This is a genomic window from Candidatus Arsenophonus triatominarum (assembly GCF_001640365.1).
In the GTDB taxonomy this organism is placed as follows: Bacteria; Pseudomonadota; Gammaproteobacteria; order Enterobacterales; family Enterobacteriaceae; genus Arsenophonus; species Arsenophonus triatominarum.
The window spans coordinates 184,517-200,195 of the sequence record NZ_LWMI01000010.1 but is presented as its reverse complement, the minus strand read 5'-3'; the positions used below and the strand labels follow the sequence as shown (position 1 = coordinate 200,195).

General features: G+C 36.2%; 13 protein-coding genes and 11 pseudogenes. 10 read left to right on the top strand and 14 right to left on the bottom strand.

The window, feature by feature from the left end; translation table 11 throughout:
• Positions 1-82: 82 nt before the first annotated feature.
• Entirely contained in the window at positions 83-1,258 is a 1,176-nt protein-coding gene (gene sctE / locus AYJ55_RS09310; protein WP_063655825.1) for a type III secretion system translocon subunit SseC family protein, read from the bottom strand.
• A 198-nt stretch (positions 1,259-1,456) separates the two neighbouring features.
• Positions 1,457-1,799, bottom strand: a pseudogene (locus AYJ55_RS28545) (transposase); the annotation flags it as partial.
• Between AYJ55_RS28545 and AYJ55_RS28540 the strand changes: the two are divergent.
• Positions 1,797-1,919, top strand: a pseudogene (locus AYJ55_RS28540) (transposase); the annotation flags it as partial. The pseudogenes AYJ55_RS28545 and AYJ55_RS28540 sit on opposite strands and share 3 nt — an antisense overlap.
• Here AYJ55_RS28540 and AYJ55_RS28525 read toward each other — a convergent pair.
• The 4 genes and pseudogenes from AYJ55_RS28525 to AYJ55_RS09290 all read right to left on the bottom strand — a co-directional run.
• Positions 1,914-2,657 (bottom strand): annotated as a pseudogene (locus AYJ55_RS28525) (IS256 family transposase); the annotation flags it as partial. The pseudogenes AYJ55_RS28540 and AYJ55_RS28525 overlap by 6 nt on opposite strands.
• A 170-nt stretch (positions 2,658-2,827) precedes the next feature.
• Positions 2,828-3,498, bottom strand: a pseudogene (locus tag AYJ55_RS35130) (type II secretion system protein GspD); the annotation flags it as partial.
• Positions 3,499-3,680: 182 nt separating this feature from the next.
• Positions 3,681-4,169 carry an IS630 family transposase gene (locus tag AYJ55_RS09295; protein WP_222703474.1) on the bottom strand — a complete coding sequence of 163 codons (489 nt, stop codon included), beginning with the start codon at positions 4,167-4,169 and terminating at the stop codon, positions 3,681-3,683.
• A complete protein-coding gene (locus tag AYJ55_RS09290) occupies positions 4,138-4,416 on the bottom strand; it encodes an IS630 transposase-related protein (RefSeq protein ID WP_063655822.1) in 279 nt (92 codons plus the stop codon). Before AYJ55_RS09290 ends, AYJ55_RS09295 begins: the two co-directional genes overlap by 32 nt.
• Positions 4,417-4,580: 164 nt before the next feature.
• Here AYJ55_RS09290 and AYJ55_RS09285 point away from each other — a divergent pair.
• The 4 genes and pseudogenes from AYJ55_RS09285 to AYJ55_RS32930 all read left to right on the top strand — a co-directional run.
• Positions 4,581-5,217 (top strand): annotated as a pseudogene (locus AYJ55_RS09285) (transposase); the annotation flags it as partial.
• Between the two features lie 59 nt (positions 5,218-5,276).
• Positions 5,277-5,606, top strand: a complete 330-nt coding sequence (locus AYJ55_RS34545; RefSeq protein WP_063655819.1) for a transposase — start codon at positions 5,277-5,279, stop codon at positions 5,604-5,606.
• 2 nt (positions 5,607-5,608) lie between these two features.
• Positions 5,609-5,791 carry a transposase gene (locus AYJ55_RS34540; protein ID WP_063655817.1) on the top strand — a complete coding sequence of 61 codons (183 nt, stop codon included), beginning with the start codon at positions 5,609-5,611 and terminating at the stop codon, positions 5,789-5,791.
• A 54-nt stretch (positions 5,792-5,845) separates the two neighbouring features.
• Positions 5,846-6,698 (top strand): annotated as a pseudogene (locus AYJ55_RS32930) (IS3 family transposase); the annotation flags it as partial.
• Positions 6,699-6,749: 51 nt separating this feature from the next.
• Here AYJ55_RS32930 and AYJ55_RS09260 read toward each other — a convergent pair.
• The gene (locus AYJ55_RS09260) at positions 6,750-7,652 is read right to left on the bottom strand and encodes a transposase family protein (protein WP_063655813.1); all 903 of its coding nucleotides are present in this window, start codon (positions 7,650-7,652) and stop codon (positions 6,750-6,752) included.
• Between the two features lie 78 nt (positions 7,653-7,730).
• Here AYJ55_RS09260 and AYJ55_RS25555 point away from each other — a divergent pair.
• Positions 7,731-7,943: pseudogene (locus AYJ55_RS25555) on the top strand (integrase core domain-containing protein); the annotation flags it as partial.
• 22 nt (positions 7,944-7,965) lie between these two features.
• Here the strand turns inward: AYJ55_RS25555 and AYJ55_RS09255 are convergent.
• From AYJ55_RS09255 to AYJ55_RS09240, 4 genes are all read right to left on the bottom strand, one after another.
• Positions 7,966-8,454, bottom strand: coding sequence for an IS630 family transposase (locus AYJ55_RS09255; protein WP_063653499.1), 489 nt, complete (start codon positions 8,452-8,454; stop codon positions 7,966-7,968).
• Entirely contained in the window at positions 8,423-8,788 is a 366-nt protein-coding gene (locus AYJ55_RS09250) for an IS630 transposase-related protein (RefSeq protein WP_063655295.1), read from the bottom strand. The genes AYJ55_RS09255 and AYJ55_RS09250 overlap by 32 nt, the downstream gene beginning before the upstream one ends.
• A 677-nt stretch (positions 8,789-9,465) precedes the next feature.
• On the bottom strand, positions 9,466-9,936 hold the full coding sequence (locus tag AYJ55_RS09245; protein ID WP_063655811.1) for a bactofilin family protein: 471 nt from the start codon (positions 9,934-9,936) through the stop codon (positions 9,466-9,468).
• Positions 9,937-10,698: 762 nt separating this feature from the next.
• Positions 10,699-11,457 carry a CDP-diacylglycerol diphosphatase gene (locus tag AYJ55_RS09240; protein WP_063655809.1) on the bottom strand — a complete coding sequence of 253 codons (759 nt, stop codon included), beginning with the start codon at positions 11,455-11,457 and terminating at the stop codon, positions 10,699-10,701.
• Between the two features lie 268 nt (positions 11,458-11,725).
• Here AYJ55_RS09240 and AYJ55_RS09235 point away from each other — a divergent pair.
• The 3 genes and pseudogenes from AYJ55_RS09235 to AYJ55_RS09225 all read left to right on the top strand — a co-directional run bounded on the left by AYJ55_RS09235 (position 11,726) and on the right by AYJ55_RS09225 (position 13,123).
• A pseudogene (locus AYJ55_RS09235) lies at positions 11,726-12,455 on the top strand (SDR family NAD(P)-dependent oxidoreductase).
• Positions 12,456-12,540: 85 nt separating this feature from the next.
• Positions 12,541-12,849, top strand: a complete 309-nt coding sequence (locus tag AYJ55_RS09230; protein WP_063655807.1) for a DUF1283 domain-containing protein — start codon at positions 12,541-12,543, stop codon at positions 12,847-12,849.
• Positions 12,850-12,877: 28 nt separating this feature from the next.
• The gene (locus AYJ55_RS09225; RefSeq protein ID WP_063655805.1) at positions 12,878-13,123 is read left to right on the top strand and encodes a DUF1161 domain-containing protein; all 246 of its coding nucleotides are present in this window, start codon (positions 12,878-12,880) and stop codon (positions 13,121-13,123) included.
• 581 nt (positions 13,124-13,704) lie between these two features.
• Here AYJ55_RS09225 and AYJ55_RS09220 read toward each other — a convergent pair.
• Positions 13,705-13,995: pseudogene (locus AYJ55_RS09220) on the bottom strand (transposase); the annotation flags it as partial.
• 32 nt (positions 13,996-14,027) lie between these two features.
• Between AYJ55_RS09220 and AYJ55_RS09215 the strand changes: the two are divergent.
• Positions 14,028-14,369: pseudogene (locus tag AYJ55_RS09215) on the top strand (IS481 family transposase); the annotation flags it as partial.
• A gap of 30 nt (positions 14,370-14,399) precedes the next feature.
• Here AYJ55_RS09215 and AYJ55_RS32920 read toward each other — a convergent pair.
• Together AYJ55_RS32920 and AYJ55_RS09210 are read right to left on the bottom strand one after the other, a co-directional pair.
• Positions 14,400-14,534, bottom strand: a pseudogene (locus AYJ55_RS32920) (IS256 family transposase); the annotation flags it as partial.
• 56 nt (positions 14,535-14,590) lie between these two features.
• Entirely contained in the window at positions 14,591-15,631 is a 1,041-nt protein-coding gene (locus AYJ55_RS09210; protein ID WP_063655793.1) for an IS481 family transposase, read from the bottom strand.
• Positions 15,632-15,679: the final 48 nt, after the last annotated feature.

Below are 15,679 nucleotides of genomic sequence, written 5' to 3'. Positions count from 1 at the left end.
CTTTGCGATTTCAATCTGCCGCCTTACATGTCCTGACGGACATCAAAAAAATATTGGCTACTCTACTAAGAAAACTAAATTACTAAACAATTGAGCTAGCAATACGTGCCTGTAGCATACCTGTCTCACTGATGTTTTTACTCGCAGCTTCCAAACTATCGGCTTGCTTATCTACAAGATTTTTAAGCGTTTTTTGTTGCTGTTCTTTCATTTTATCATACCAGTCAAAACAAAATTCAAAGAAATTCTGTTTAAGCATTAACTCTTCAATCTCTTTTTGAAGTCCAGCTTTTTCTAAATTAATACTTCCTTTAGCAATGGTTAGACCACCATTAGCCACGCCAGTTAAAACGGCAGCACCTTTTTGTATAGCGTTTTTCGTTGACTTAAGATTAATATAAGGAATTATTTCACGAACAAACATCTCATAAAATTTCTCAGCGAAGACCTTTATAATTTTGAAACCTTCGGCTATTGAGTTCTTTAAAACTGCTTGAGTTAATTGGGGTATCATCTCTTTTAAAATAACTTGTGTTCCTTTCATGATCCCTCTACCTAACGTTACTAATGCTCCGGCTTTACAAACATCTAAAATAACTGCACCAATTTCAAGTACTGTTTGCACGTAAAATGCTGTATCAGCCACTTTTTGCCATATTTCTTTATCACCTATGCCAAAATATATTGCTGTTTTAGCAATAGCTTTGACTATACCCGCCACACCAGCGGCTATATAAACTGGCCCCGCAGGTTGTCCAAGACAAGTCAACAGCGTGCCATAAGCTATTTCAGCCACACCAACTACCCAATCGAAAAGAACTAACCATTTATTTTTTTCGGATTGCTCAATTTTTTTTGCCAATTGTTCTTGAAATGCCTTAACGTTTTGATCACGTAAAAACGCTTGAGTATCCGTCATCAATTTACTGGCCTTAGCTACTGAATTTGCTGTATCACCGAATATCTTTAAACTAAGGGTTGATGAGAGTAAAAACAAATCGTTAATTGATGCTTTCTCGATATTTTTTAATGTCAGATTCTCTGTGTTTTGGAAAACAGTTAACACCCTTCCTAAAGCCTCGTTTGCCTGTTGATAGCTGATTTTCGCTGTTTTTCCCTCACCTACCATACTTAATAACATTTCATTTGGCGTAGGGGATTGCGGTAACTGTGATTTAATAACAGGAGCATTATTAACAATATTGAGATCTTGTCGCTCCGATGAAGAAATAGATGAAAAAACATTTATATTATTCATGAAATAATGTCCCTATTAATTTAAGTCAATTTATATCTTATAATTATACTTATTGATATTCAATATCAGGTATTATACTTAACCTGAGTTCGGGATAAGAAATAAAGTGAAAGTCTTGCTATTCAAATAGTTGAATGCGCATATTTCGTTAAAATACTCTAACAATCGAGGATGTTCATAATTCTGTGTCAGGGGATTTTATATTTTGATTATACCATCTAGGCGCCCTTTAAAATAGATGGACAATTGAGCAATGGTTAACGCCCAGTTACTAATCGGCATAGTCCATTTGTTGAATACCTGATTGATGCCAATATAGAGTAATTTTAATAAGCTGTTTTCATTAGGAAAAGCCCCTTTGGTTTTAGTTAATGTCCTAAACTGCCGATGAACCGCCTCTACTGCATTGGTCGTATAAATGGGTTTTCTAATGGCTTTAGGGTATCGAAAATAAGCATTGAGCAACTCCCATTTACTTCGCCAGGATTCGCACTATCGGGTATTTTTCACCCCATTTCGTTTCCAGTTCATCAAGGGTCAGCTATGCGTAGTTCATCAAATTCGCAATAGCTTACGTTATATTGCCAGTAAAGACCAAAAAGCCTTTATGGCTGATTTTAAGCCGGTTTATCGTGCAGATACTAAAGCGGCTGCTGAGCTGAACTTCTGTCTGCGGGAAAATACTGGCTATCGCTTCTGGAAACCCTTTTAATCCGTCAACACAAGCGATTAAAATATCTTGTATACCACGGTTATGTAAGTCAGAACGCTCAGCCAATGATGTGCTCCTTCTGTTTCAGACATATAGAGTCCTAACCATTCCTTATGCCCATCGGTGGTTAGTCCAAGTACTGTGTAGATTGCCTTATTGATATAGTGACCATCATGTTTTATCTTGTAATGAATGGCATCGAGCCAGACAAAAGGATAGAGCGCCTCCAGAGGGCGTTGTTGCCAAGGCTTTTAATTCAGGGAGTAATTTGTCAGTAATATGCGTAATAGCTCCATCTGATATTTCCAGTCCATATAATTCTGCAACATGTTTTTGAATATCACGATAACTCATGCCTAATGCAAATAACGATAGGATTTTGTTATCAATATCCTCTGATAATTTTGTCTGATTTTTCTTAATGAGCTGAGGCTCAAAAGCACCTGACCTGTCTCTGGGCGTTTTCAGTTCAAATTGACCTGATGTCGATTTAACCGTTTTTCGAGTATAGCCATTTTTACGCGTATCGATTGACGTTGTCGATAGGTAGTGTTCTATTTCTGCCTGCAGGGCAGCTTCGGTCAGCTGTTTTATGAGTGGTGTGAGTATTCCATCCGTACCGAGTAAATTTTTATCTGATTGTAATTGCTTCAACGCTTCATCAAAATTAAATGATTGATTTCTCATATGTCATACCTCTTTTTTTTGAGTTTAAGATATGACACAGATTTTTGAACACTACTACATGTAACATGTAATACAACAAAACCGACGTTTTATTCTCTCTTACCAGCTACGTTGCTTCGTCTCTTCAGACAGGCAGCATTCCTCGCTAACGCTGTGGTACGTGCCCGCCTTCATCGTTGAACCTTCTTCACCTGCAAAATCACTAAAATATCGGTTTTATTATTTTCTGTCGAAGCACTGGTAAACCCAGCCTTTTGGCAAAAACGAAAATCCGGTATCGGCTTCTGTTACTTTATTTTCAGCCAAACCGCCCAATAAAATAATATCGCCATCAGCAACGCTCACTTGCGTATTGACCTGACGTTTAATCAACGTTGGGCTGTTATTAAAACCCGTTTCAGTTTTGGCAAAATTTGATAATTGCTGGTCAATGGTTAAATCAACGCCCTGTTGCCGAATTTGCGGACGTACATTTTAAGATAACACCACTAGAACGGTATTCTATCGACTGCACAGGCTTATTATCAGAATAACTAACCTTACCTAATACAGGCACATCAGAACCAACAGAAAATGATGCTTGTGCCCCATTCTTCACTCTTAATCTAGGTGAACTCACCACATGAAAACTGCTGTCAGTACGAAATAATTCATACAGCGCATCTAATGAACCTAAATTAAAGCGAACAAAATTATCAAATCCGGTTTCTTTACCCATACCAATATTAAATTTACCGGAAACTAATTTGGCAGCCAATGCCAAACCTAACCCATTACGCTCGGCAGTTTGGACTTCAAATACATAGGCAGAAACGACAACCTCATCCGTCACGGTATCGATTTTAGGTAACCACGAGTTTCGCAAGCTCCAAAAAAGAAGGATAAAGTTCAAAACAAGAAAAAATTAGGATGTTTGTATTTTGTCAGTTTATCCATGCATTAAAGATATCTACAAAACATTCTTACAAGTAAGCAGTGTAAGATACTCTGGTTTGGCGTTATAGCTAGGCGACTTAATTTTGATTACAGCATATGTATTAAAAACAGGTCATCGATAGTGCATCCTGTTTCCATCTTTTTACGTTTAGCTTGAGACCATTTATGTTCTATAGGATTTAAATCTGGTGAATACACAGGCAAATATTCTATCTGGTGTCCTGCGTTTATAATTGCCTGTTCAATATTCTTACCTTTGTGAAAGCTAGCGTTGTCCATAAAAATAACAGAATTTTCAGGAAGTTCTGGGAACAATATTTTTGTGATCCAAACATAAAAAACATCACGATTAATATTGCAATCAAATAATCCGATAGCAAAAAGGGTTGTTCCCAATAAAGCGCCAATAACATTTGTTCTTCCCTTAGCACCCCAGTTTTTCAGGCCAAAACAACGGTGACCTTTTGGGGAATAGCCGTGAGTTCGTGGAGTGTCATGTGAAAAACCACTTTCATCAATAAAAACAACAGATTTATCTTTTTTTTCATACTGTTGTCTTTTTTGCTGATGTGCCAGCCTGTCGCTTTCGTTGGTTTTTGGATGGAATAGAGTTTTTTTTATAGGTTAATCCCAGCTTTTTAAGGGATTGCCAAATAGTCTTTTTACAAACACCGAATCGCTCTGCCCGTTCCTTTTGGTAAGCATCTGGATACTGTTCCACATCTTTTGCTAAAGCATTTTTATCGAGCTTCCTCTTACGTGGCGTTGAATTTTTTGGCTCTGGTCGTTTAAGCCAACGTACTAAAGACGCTAACAGTGTCATGAGATAAAGGCGATGGGCTTACTTCTGATATAGCTAGGCGACTTAATTTTGATTACAAGGTGTGTTATGAGTTATACAATTGATTTTCGACGTAAAGTAATATCTGTAAGGAAAGCCGAAGGTTTAACAATTCGAGAAACTGCGAAACAATTCCGTATTGGAAAAGCGGATGGCTAAAAAGTAGATGTTTTCGACCTAAAGACTTATGGCGATTAGTTCAACCTTCTATAGACAAAAAAAGCCCTTGCGTACTAATTGCCGATGATACATTGATTGCCAAAACACGTAGTAAAAAAATAGAGATGGTCCATTATCAATATTCAGGTAATGAACATGATGTTATTGCTGGCAATAGGTTTAGTTAATTTACTTTGGCATAATTTAACAACCGTTGAATCAATTTCTATTGATTATCGCATTTATGATAAAGATTCTGATGGAAAAACAAAAAACACGCACTTTTCCGAAATGCTCGCTCTTGCTAAAAAAAGAGGGATCATAGCAGAAGCGGTAGTGATGGATGCCTGGTATTCTAGCCTGGATAATCTGAAATCAATTCGCTCTCATGGTTGGGTCTGGGTAACCACGCTGAGGAAAAACAAGATTGTCAACCATAACAAACAACTGAACAAGTTAGACATCTCAGAAGAAGGAACTCCAATACACTTACGAGGCTACGGTTGGGTGACTGTTTTCAAATTTACAGCCAAAAACGGCCGTATTGATTATATAGTAACAAACAAAGACAATCCCACCCGTCAATACGTCAAATCTATCATGGATGCCCGTTGGTTTGTTGAGTTTAGGTAGTGTTCAAAAATCTGTGTCATATCTTAAACTCAAAAAAAGAGGTATGACATATGAGAAATCAATCATTTAATTTTGATGAAGCGTTGAAGCAATTACAATCAGGTAAAAATTTACTCGGTACAGATGGAATACTCACACCACTCATAAAACAGCTGACCGAAGCTGCCCTGCAGGCAGAAATAGAACACTACCTATCGACAAGGTCAATCGATACGCGTAAAAATGGCTATACTCGAAAAACGGTTAAATCGACATCAGGTCAATTTGAACTGAAAACGCCCAGAGACAGGTCAGGTGCTTTTGAGCCTCAGCTCATTAAGAAAAATCAGAAAAATTATCAGAGGATATTGATAACAAAATCCTATCGTTATTTGCATTAGGCATGAGTTATCGTGATATTCAAAAACATGTTGCAGAATTATATGGACTGGAAATATCAGATGGAGCTATTACGCATATTACTGACAAATTACTCCCTGAATTAAAAGCCTGGCAAACAACACCCTCTGGAGGCGCTCTATCCTTTTGTCTGGCTCGATGCCATTCATTACAAGATAAAACATGATGTGTAGTGGCATACTAAATTTGGCCACCTAAGTTGAGGTGATATGCTTACCTCATAATTTTTATAGGTGCCGATGCTGAATTTAAATGTGAAACCGCCAAATTAGTCCTTGACCAAAATTACACCTACCAGGAAGCCGCGAAAGGCATGAACGTCAGTCTTTCAGCGATTAGCCGGTGGGTAAGAGCCCTTCGTTTAGAACGTCAAGGGAAAACATCGCCTGGTCTGCCATTAACACCTGAACAAATTGAGTTCAGAGAAATGAAGAAAAAAATCCACCGGCTGGAAATGGAGAATGACATCTTAAAAAAGGCTACTGCGCTCTTAATGTCCGACTCACTGAAAAATTTTCGGTAGTTGAAAAGCTAAGAGTGCTTTATCCGGTGGAAACTTTGTGTCGTATTTTTAATGTTCACCGAAGCAGTTATCGCTATTGGTGTCGGCCTAAGGAGCCAGATATTGAGCGGACAATAAAACTTAGCCTAGTCAGCGAAGCGTGGAACGTTAGTGGCGGCTCTGCTGGCGCAAGGACTATCGCCACGATGGTTACCATACACACAACGTGAAACTTGGGCGGTGGTTAGCGGGTAAGTTGATGAAAGAATTAATCATCGTCAGTTGCCAAGAGCGAAAACATAAATACAACCGCGGTGGAAATGAACGTATTGATATTCCAAATCTGCTCAATAGGCAGTTCGCTGTTACAAAGCCTGACCAGGTTTGGTGCGGCGATGTAACCTATATTTGGATAGGCTCACGATGGGCCTATCTGGCTGTGGTATTGGATTTGTTTGCCCGAAAACCGGTGGGCTGGGCAATGTCATTTGCACCAGACTCAGAATTAACCGCCAAAGCACTACAAATGGCTTGGGAACTACGTGGGCATCCCAAACAGGTGATGTTCCATAAAGCGTGTTGCTTAATAGTGAAATAAGGGTATTGGTGATTGAAGTAAATTTTAGGCTGTTCTGAGATGGAAATTCCAAAGACCGGCACTAAGGAGTAAAAAGATATCATCAATAAAGGGTCTACGATTCCGTAAAATTTGGGTCATACAACCGAGGCGCTTGATACCCGCGATGGCGTGTTCAACCGTAATACGGATGCCCGAGATTATTTTATTTTCTTGTTTTTGTTCAGGCGATAAAGGTCTTTTTCGAGTTCCTTTTTTTGGGATTTGTGTATTAGGATGCTGTTTATCTATACCTTGAAAACCGGTATCGGCCCAGATGGTTACCTCAGGGGGAATATGGCGAATTATATCGACTTTATCGAGTAAGCGTTTATCGTGACGGCGCCCATTTTTGATCATGGGGATAAATCCAATTTTCCTCGTTTCGTCAGTCATAATAAGCCCTTTTCGAGTGGTCTGTCGTCTTTTCTTTCCCGAATACATTTTTTTTCGCCGACGCAGATTCTTAGGCTTTTGGACAGGTCGCTCTGTCCCATCAATAAAGACGTCTTTAACTCCAGGAAAGGCGCGAAAAAATTCCTCAGCAGAGCGAATTTGACGAGCGGGCAAAACACATTCTCGCCCCAAGGTCATCTCTAAAACCGGCAATAATATTTTTACCCAGCGACATACCCGTGTTCTATCTAAACCAAAAAGAAGTCCTTGCAAATCATAGGTCGGATAACATTTTAAATACAATAAAATAAAAAGCAGTTTATCTAATGGGGTTGGGATAAATCCTTTCTGCCCTGCACCCATCTGCCGCTCGTGATCTTTTCGATTCTTTTTCCGATAAATCAAATAACAAGCTGAAAATTCAGCGGCTAAATTTTTCAATTCTTCGACTGATAATCCAATGATTGCTTTACATAAACGATTATCTCGTAACAACCGCTCTTTGTTGATCATTTCAAACCGTTATTTTCTAAGTTAAACCTCTTTTTATTGTCTATAGCGTGACAAAAAATACAAGCCTCTATTCAGCAACTATTTTATAGTGATCAGGGAAGTCATTATACCAGTCGTCAGTATAGGCAGGCATTGTGGCGTTATCAGATGACCCAAAGTATCAGTCGCAGAGGGAATTGTTGGGATAATAGTCCGATGGAACGATTCTTCCGTAGTCTGAAGACCGAATGGGTGCCAACGACTGGCTACCAAAGCTTTAGTACTGCTCAGTCAGCCATTATTCGCTACATATAGCTAGGCGACTTAATTTTGATTACAGCATATGTATTAAAAACAGGTCATCGATAGTGCATCCTGTTTCCATCTTTTTACGTTTAGCTTGAGACCATTTATGTTCTATAGGATTTAAATCTGGTGAATACACAGGCAAATATTCTATCTGGTGTCCTGCGTTTATAATTGCCTGTTCAATATTCTTACCTTTGTGAAAGCTAGCGTTGTCCATAAAAATAACAGAATTTTCAGGAAGTTCTGGGAGCAATATTTTTGTGATCCAAACATAAAAAACATCACGGTTAATATTGCAATCAAATAATCCGATAGCAAAAAGGGTTGTTCCCAATAAAGCGCCAATAACATTTGTTCTTCCCTTAGCACCCCAGTTTTTCAGGCCAAAACAACGGTGACCTTTTGGGGAATAGCCGTGAGTTCGTGGAGTGTCATGTGAAAAACCACTTTCATCAATAAAAACAACAGATTTATCTTTTTTTTCATACTGTTGTCTTTTTTGCTGATGTGCCAGCCTGTCGCTTTCGTTGGTTTTTGGATGGAATAGAGTTTTTTTTATAGGTTAATCCCAGCTTTTTAAGGGATTGCCAAATAGTCTTTTTACAAACACCGAATCGCTCTGCCCGTTCCTTTTGGTAAGCATCTGGATACTGTTCCACATCTTTTGATAAAGCATTTTTATCGAGCTTCCTCTTACGTGGCGTTGAATTTTTTGGCTCTGGTCGTTTAAGCCAACGTACTAAAGACGCTTTTCCAATACGGAATTGTTTCGCAGTTTCTCGAATTGTTAAACCTTCGGCTTTCCTTACAGATATTACTTTACGTCGAAAATCAATTGTATAACTCATAACACACCTTGTAATCAAAATTAAGTCGCCTAGCTATAACCCACTACTATAGCGATATAAGACCTCACTGGTATAACGGTGGATTAACGCCAAACGAATCAGAGCGACTGTTCCGTGAACAGTCAGGTAGGGTGGCCAATTTTAGTTGACCACTACAATTTTCGCAGACGGCTATTCAACATAACGGCGGTGGATATTATGCGAATCTTTGTTATGCAATCAATCTAGCAATATGTCAATCAGGCGTTAGTTATATACTCAAGTATACTTAAATTTTTTCTGGAAATAGCCAACTAACAACAGTCCAACCAATAAATAACAGTTGTTAAAATAACGGCTTATCCATTTTGTTGGACTGTTTGTTATTTTATTTCTTTAAGTGAGCATATTTTTCGGCATAAGAAAAACAGCGATCAAACATACGGTTAAGATATATTTTATCTTCAGGTGTCATCAATGGTTTATTTGATGAAACTTCTACTTTGTTGGTAACGCGATTAAATTTTCTAGCAAGACCAACAGGGTCTTGCTTTTGAATCGTTATAAATACAGTGATCTATTTTTGCTGTTGATTGATAATTAGCGTTATTTACTCTATTCATTATATATCGTCCTAATGTAAATTTTACAACTGGAAACATATTTAATGTTTCTAGTGATCCCTGCTCGATAAGTGATTAAGAAACTTTTTCTTTCTTTTCTTTTAGGGCAATCGCATTGGTGGCATCAATTTTTTGATGTTTCTTATGCTCTTGCACGTTATTTCGTTCTGGTATTTTTTTGTTTAGATCTACTGTAATTTTTTTCGATATGCCAATAAAGAACCCACCATCCTCAATAGACAGATTTTCACTATAAATTTCACCTTCGATCATGCCATTTTTTTGAATTTCAATTAAATTTGATTCAACACGACCATCAATTTTTCCATCGATAATCGATTTTTTGGCTAATATACTGCCTGTTACTATGCCAGCTTTTGTCACAATAACCGTGTTTTCTTTACATAAAATATTGCCGATATATTTACCATCAATAAGTATATCTGCATCTGAGACAATATCGCCGGTGAAACAAGTTTCAGAGCATATAATAGTTTTCTTGTCACTTTTGTTTTCTGTACTTTCAATTTCCCGTTTCTTAAACAAAATATTTCTCCTAAAATAATAGATAATTAGCAGGCTAGAGACTAATCCACTGCTAAAGCAAACCCAAAAGAATCCAGTGGAATACATGATGATAGAAAAGCACCATGCAATAATTGCTACATTGATTAATCGCACATAGTCCTCCACCGGATTTTAATTAATTAGCACAGCATTAAATGCAGAGTTTATGATGCGTAAAGTAAAAAAATTTTTTGTCATCTCCATAATAATTTTATGCTATTAATCGTTTCACTTAATTTAAAGTGGATGTTGGTGTTAAAATATTTGTTTTTTTGTTAATTAATGGTTGATTAAAATATTACGTAGATTGATTTTTAAATTAAATCACTTTTTATGCTCTCGGATTGTTATTGTTGAGAAAATAAATAACATTTTTTTGTCTATTATAAAATAGCTAAATTGCAACAAAATTAATCATTATTCATTATATTAGTTAGTTTCAGTATATTGCAATGCATCTTCGGTCAAAAATATTGACTTATGTTATAATTTTTATACTTTTATTCTGAGTTGCAAAATTTATAAATTATTATTTTTATTGTTCAAGTTAATTTTTTTATACTATAAAACATGAACCGTTACTACTTTACTTTGATAACAATATAAGCGTTATTTTGTTGTAGTGATGTATTGGATTCGATAACTATTTTAAATGATAATTTATATTAATAGCATATTAAAAGCGACTAATTATATATTACTTTAGCCACTTTTTTGTTAATGTTTAAGAATAAAATAGCTTTAACTATCGCTTAATTTACATTGATAATCTTGAATTTTACCCGCTGAACCAAGGTTGAAATCGAGCAATTTTAATCGGCTCGCCAACAAAATAAATTCATTTTTTTGCGTGCTTGGTATCATCACTAAGCCATAATAGGCAATATTATCACCCTGCTCTGTGGCATATTTTTCTAGATAATTAAATGGTGATATTTTATTTATGTCTGTCGCGGGAATTTTAATAGCTATGTATTGATGACTATTAATTCTTTGTTTTAAAGGCTGCCAGCTCGTGGTTATGGTGTGTTCATTTTCTTTTATTATTTGATACACTTCAGCTTTTAAACAGGCTAAATGAATATGTAATTGTTCTTGTGAGCGACCATATTTTGAGTTTATAGCGAGAGAAATAAATTGCTCGTTGATGGGTTTATTGGCTGATTTAATAAATAGCTGCCGATTTTGCCATGCTAACATGAAATAATTTTCTGTGTTTTTTTGTTGCAAAATAGGACTTTCAATGCCAGAGATTTTGTCTAATGGTAATAATAAATCATGTAATGGCCCCTTTATATCCTTATAAATAACATATCGGTGTTGTTGGTCAACTTTGATACATGGCCATTGTAAGCTGCCATTTTTAAATTCAGGAATACATTGTTGATTAATAGTTTGCCATAACTTATCACTATTTATTTTTAAATAGGCAAAATAAATTAATATCGATAAGAGTAAAGCAAAAAATATCTTGAGCAGTAATTTGATAGTTTTTTTCATAAAAAAATCCTATTATAAAATTTTTCCTTGAAAGCATTTTAGAATGACTGATTTAGTGGCTATCTGCGTTTTTTACTCAGCTAGTATAAGGTATGTGTAAGTTTATTCTATCTATTTGTTAATTTAATGTTCTAAATGTTTTTCTTTTTTGACGGAATATAACTTTCATTGAGTAGTTCGCATGTTTAAAAGATATCTCTTGACTCTTTTTATGTGGGGTTTTTTACTTACGTCTAATTAGAATCAAGATAACAAAAGAAGGTTAATAATGATAATTTTTATCACTGGTGTTACTGCGGGTTTCGGCGAAGTGATAACGAAAAAATTCATTGCTAATGGCTACATTGTAATTGGTACAGCTCGACGGGAAACACGGTTAAAAAAATTGCATCAACAGCTAGGAAAAAATTTTCACCCTATCCTGCTAGATATAAGGGATAAGTAAGCTATTAATGATGTAGTGAACAACTTAAATTTCAAAAAAATTGATGTGTTGGTAAATAATGCAGGGCTGGCTTTAGGTTTAGATGTTGCTGAAATGGCTGATACAGATGACTGGGATATTATGATTGATACCAATGTGAAAGGATTAGTTCATATGACCCGCGCAATATTACCAGGAATGGTGGCAGCCAACCATGGTCATGGTTCTATTGCGGCTAACTGGCCATATGTTTATGGTGCCACTAAAGCATTTGTGAAACAATTTTCTTTAAATTTGCGAGCTGATTTACAAGGTAAAAAAATAAGGGTAACGGATATTGAGCTAGGTTTGGTATCTGGAACAGAATTCTCTTAATATACGGTTTAAAGGTAATGTAAAAAAAGTATCTGAACTTATAAAGGCGCCGAGGCCTTAACAGCAGAGGATATCGCTGAGGCTGTTATGGGTTTCAACTTTACCTACGCATGTTAATGTTAATATTTTAGAAATGATGCCTGTTTGCCAATCTTTTGCTGGTTTAAGCGTAGATAAAGCATTTTATAATGATAATTGATAATTTTTAAATATATTTTGTTATAATAAGATCTCTTTAACCTGGGTAAATATTTTTGTACTAACAAGAAAGAAGGTGGTAAATTATGTCTAAAAGTATATCGATATTAGCCTTATTGGCTTGTTATTTGTGTAGTGGAGCTGTTTCTGCGGTAGAATTATTTGTTCACGATGGTAATAGTGCCTTAATAAAAGAACAAGCGCGTGAACAGAGTGAACAATGGAATGAAACAAAGTCGTTACGCAAAAAAGTCAATCAGAGGACAGAAAGGGAGTTTGATAAAGCAATTGATGAAAGTGAAGCTTGCTATAAAAGCGGTAAATTAAATGCTTATTGGGTATCTAAGACTAAGCGTTGTTTGGACAGTAATACAGGGCAACCTATACGTCCTTAAATACGCGTTAAACATTAAGGGAATGGACATGAAAAAGATATTTTTATTAAGCTTATTGCTATGTTTTGCAGTACCAACGATGGCATTAGCGTCATCTTGTGACGATGTTAAGAAAAATATTTCAGAAAAAATAGTTAAAAATGGCGTTTCCTTGGATGCATTTAAACTAGAAATTGTACCAACTGAACAGATAGATGTCACAAAAGATGAGGTTGTTGGTCATTGTCAGAATGATAAATTTAAAATTGTTTATACCCGTTTACTGCATCAGTAGTACTTAATGATTAAGGGTGACATTGGATGCACCCTTTTCTTTTAGTATTAGCAGCCTCTCATTATGTTTTTTATAAGCTTTTTATCCATATACTCAGATAAATCCCGTTCTTCTAACCGTAATAAATAAGGGATTTCCCCTAGTTTAACCTGAGTTCGGGATAAGCGATAGTTGCGAGAAAATAAAAATAGCCGATTTATAAAAAAATATTTTAAAATCAATAAGATAAAAAATCAGGAAAATTCTTAGTGATAGCAGGTTAGAAAAGAAGCTATTTTTCTCTACTAAAATCATGAAAAAAACCAAAATTAGTACTGTTTTATGTAATTATTTAAATTAACTATTGAATATGTCACGAGTTTCACACAGGCATATAAAATTCCAGAAATGGCTTAAAAGCAATGGTTAATTTGCAAGTTACTAAAACGTATAAATTTGTTTAAATTACAATAAGTTGCTTTAAATTTATAAGATTTTGTCTATTTATATATTATGCTGAATTAAACTTAAAAATAGAGCGTTTTTTATTGGTGCGAAACTCGTGTATGTGATAGAAAATTAGGATCCTTATCCCGAACTCAGGTTAAATACCCTTTATCCGCATACAAACAACCAGAAAGATCTTTTATCAGCTCAGGTAATGGTTTCCGATCATCTGTGTTTCCTGGTGTAAGTCGAAAACTGAGTATTTCCCCCAAATGATTGATAATTAAATGAAGTTTGAAACCAAAAAACCAACCTGTTGAGGTTTTTCCTCGTTCAGCTATCCCATCGAAGACTTTATGCCGGTGAATCCGTAAGTTATCACACACAGCTATCGGAGTAGAATCGGCAACCGATAGACCCGTGCACTTTCCCTTAATTGACTCAAACTGTAGTGGCCAATTTTAGTTGACCACTACAGATAGACGCTTTAATTAATCAAAATCGACGGGTGCCTAACGTAAAAAATAGAGTAGATGAACAGATTGAAAGCGCTGTAGTTGAGTATGCGATTGAATACCCTGCACACGGTCAACACCGCAGTAGTAATGAACTAAGAAAAAAAGGCATTTTTGTTTCGGGGAGTGGCGTTCGCTCTATTTGGCTGCGCCATAATCTCGAAAATTTTACAAAACGCCTAAAAGCGTTTGAAGATAAAATCGCAACAGAAGGAATTATCCTGTCAGAATCACAAATCAGTGCTCTAGAAAAGAAAGCGCAAGATGATGAAGCCTGTGGTGAGATTGAAACAGCGCATCCAGGGAAGGTGTTCATAATTCTGTGTCAGGGGATTTTATATTTTGATTATACCATCTAGGCGCCCTTTAAAATAGATGGACAATTGAGCAATGGTTAACGCCCAGTTACTAATCGGCATAGTCCATTTGTTGGATACCTGATTGATGCCAATATAGAGTAATTTTAATATATATTAGCTCAAACTTGATCTGACAGTTACCGGTTATTTATACAGTACCTGTCAGGTTAAATTTGATTTAAATCTTTCTCTCTCCAAAGTTGTTTTCCATCGTGTAAAGTTGCCATAGGAATTCGACCGCAACACATTTTTCCTTGATGAGTGCGTTGGTTATTATATTCCGCTAACCATTTATCTAAATCAGCTTGTAATTCATCTAAAGCCCTATAGATTTTCTTACGAAAAGCCACCTGATAGAACTCTTGTAATACAGTTTTATGAAAGCGTTCACAAATCCCATTAGTTTGAGGTGAACGAGCTTTAGTTTTTGTATGATCAATATCATTGATAGCGAGATAAAGTTGATAATCGTGATGTCCAACTTTACCACAATACTCACTGCCTCTGTCCGTCAGTATACGTAACACCGGTAACCCATGCTGGGAATAAAAAGGGAGAACCTTGTCATTTAATAAATCTGCCGCCGTTATCGCGCTTTTTGTTGTGTAAAGCTTACAATGAACGACTTTACTGTAAGTATCAATGTAAGTTTGTTGATAAACACGACCAACGCCTTTTAAATGACCGACATAAAAAGTATCTTGTGAACCCAGATAACCTGGATGCGCTGTTTCAATCTCACCACAGGCTTCATCATCTTGCGCTTTCTTTTCTAGAGCACTGATTTGTGATTCTGACAGGATAATTCCTTCTGTTGCGATTTTATCTTCAAGCGCTTTTAGGCGTTTTGTAAAATTTTCGAGATTATGGCGCAGCCAAATAGAGCGAACGCCACTCCCCGAAACAAAAATGCCTTTTTTTCTTAGTTCATTACTACTGCGGTGTTGACTGTGTGCAGGGTATTCAATCGCATACTCAACTACAGCGCTTTCAATCTGTTCGTCTACTCTATTTTTTACGTTAGGCACCCATCGATTTTGATTAATTAAAGCGTCTATCCCACCATCGTTAACAAGTTCCTGGTAGCGATAAAACGTATCTCGGGATACCCCCATAATCTTACAGGCTTTTGAGACGTTATTAAGCTCTTCAGCGAGGTTAAGTAACCCGACTTTATGTTTGATGATAGGATTATTTGTTTGATACATAGAATTACCTTTTATTTAATTATCTAATGATGTTAATTAAAACCGGTA

Bases quoted from the DNA above. Each gene is read 5' to 3' on its own strand.
- sctE (WP_063655825.1), bottom strand. From the start codon at position 1,258: ATGAATAATATAAATGTTTTTTCATCTATTTCTTCATCGGAGCGACAA.
- AYJ55_RS09290 (WP_063655822.1), bottom strand. From the start codon at position 4,416: ATGACACTGTTAGCGTCTTTAGTACGTTGGCTTAAACGACCAGAGCCA.
- AYJ55_RS34545 (WP_063655819.1), top strand. From the start codon at position 5,277: ATGAGAAATCAATCATTTAATTTTGATGAAGCGTTGAAGCAATTACAA.
- AYJ55_RS34540 (WP_063655817.1), top strand. From the start codon at position 5,609: ATGAGTTATCGTGATATTCAAAAACATGTTGCAGAATTATATGGACTG.
- AYJ55_RS09260 (WP_063655813.1), bottom strand. From the start codon at position 7,652: ATGATCAACAAAGAGCGGTTGTTACGAGATAATCGTTTATGTAAAGCA.
- AYJ55_RS09250 (WP_063655295.1), bottom strand. From the start codon at position 8,788: ATGAGTTATACAATTGATTTTCGACGTAAAGTAATATCTGTAAGGAAA.
- AYJ55_RS09240 (WP_063655809.1), bottom strand. From the start codon at position 11,457: ATGAAAAAAACTATCAAATTACTGCTCAAGATATTTTTTGCTTTACTC.
- AYJ55_RS09230 (WP_063655807.1), top strand. From the start codon at position 12,541: ATGTCTAAAAGTATATCGATATTAGCCTTATTGGCTTGTTATTTGTGT.
- AYJ55_RS09225 (WP_063655805.1), top strand. From the start codon at position 12,878: ATGAAAAAGATATTTTTATTAAGCTTATTGCTATGTTTTGCAGTACCA.
- AYJ55_RS09210 (WP_063655793.1), bottom strand. From the start codon at position 15,631: ATGTATCAAACAAATAATCCTATCATCAAACATAAAGTCGGGTTACTT.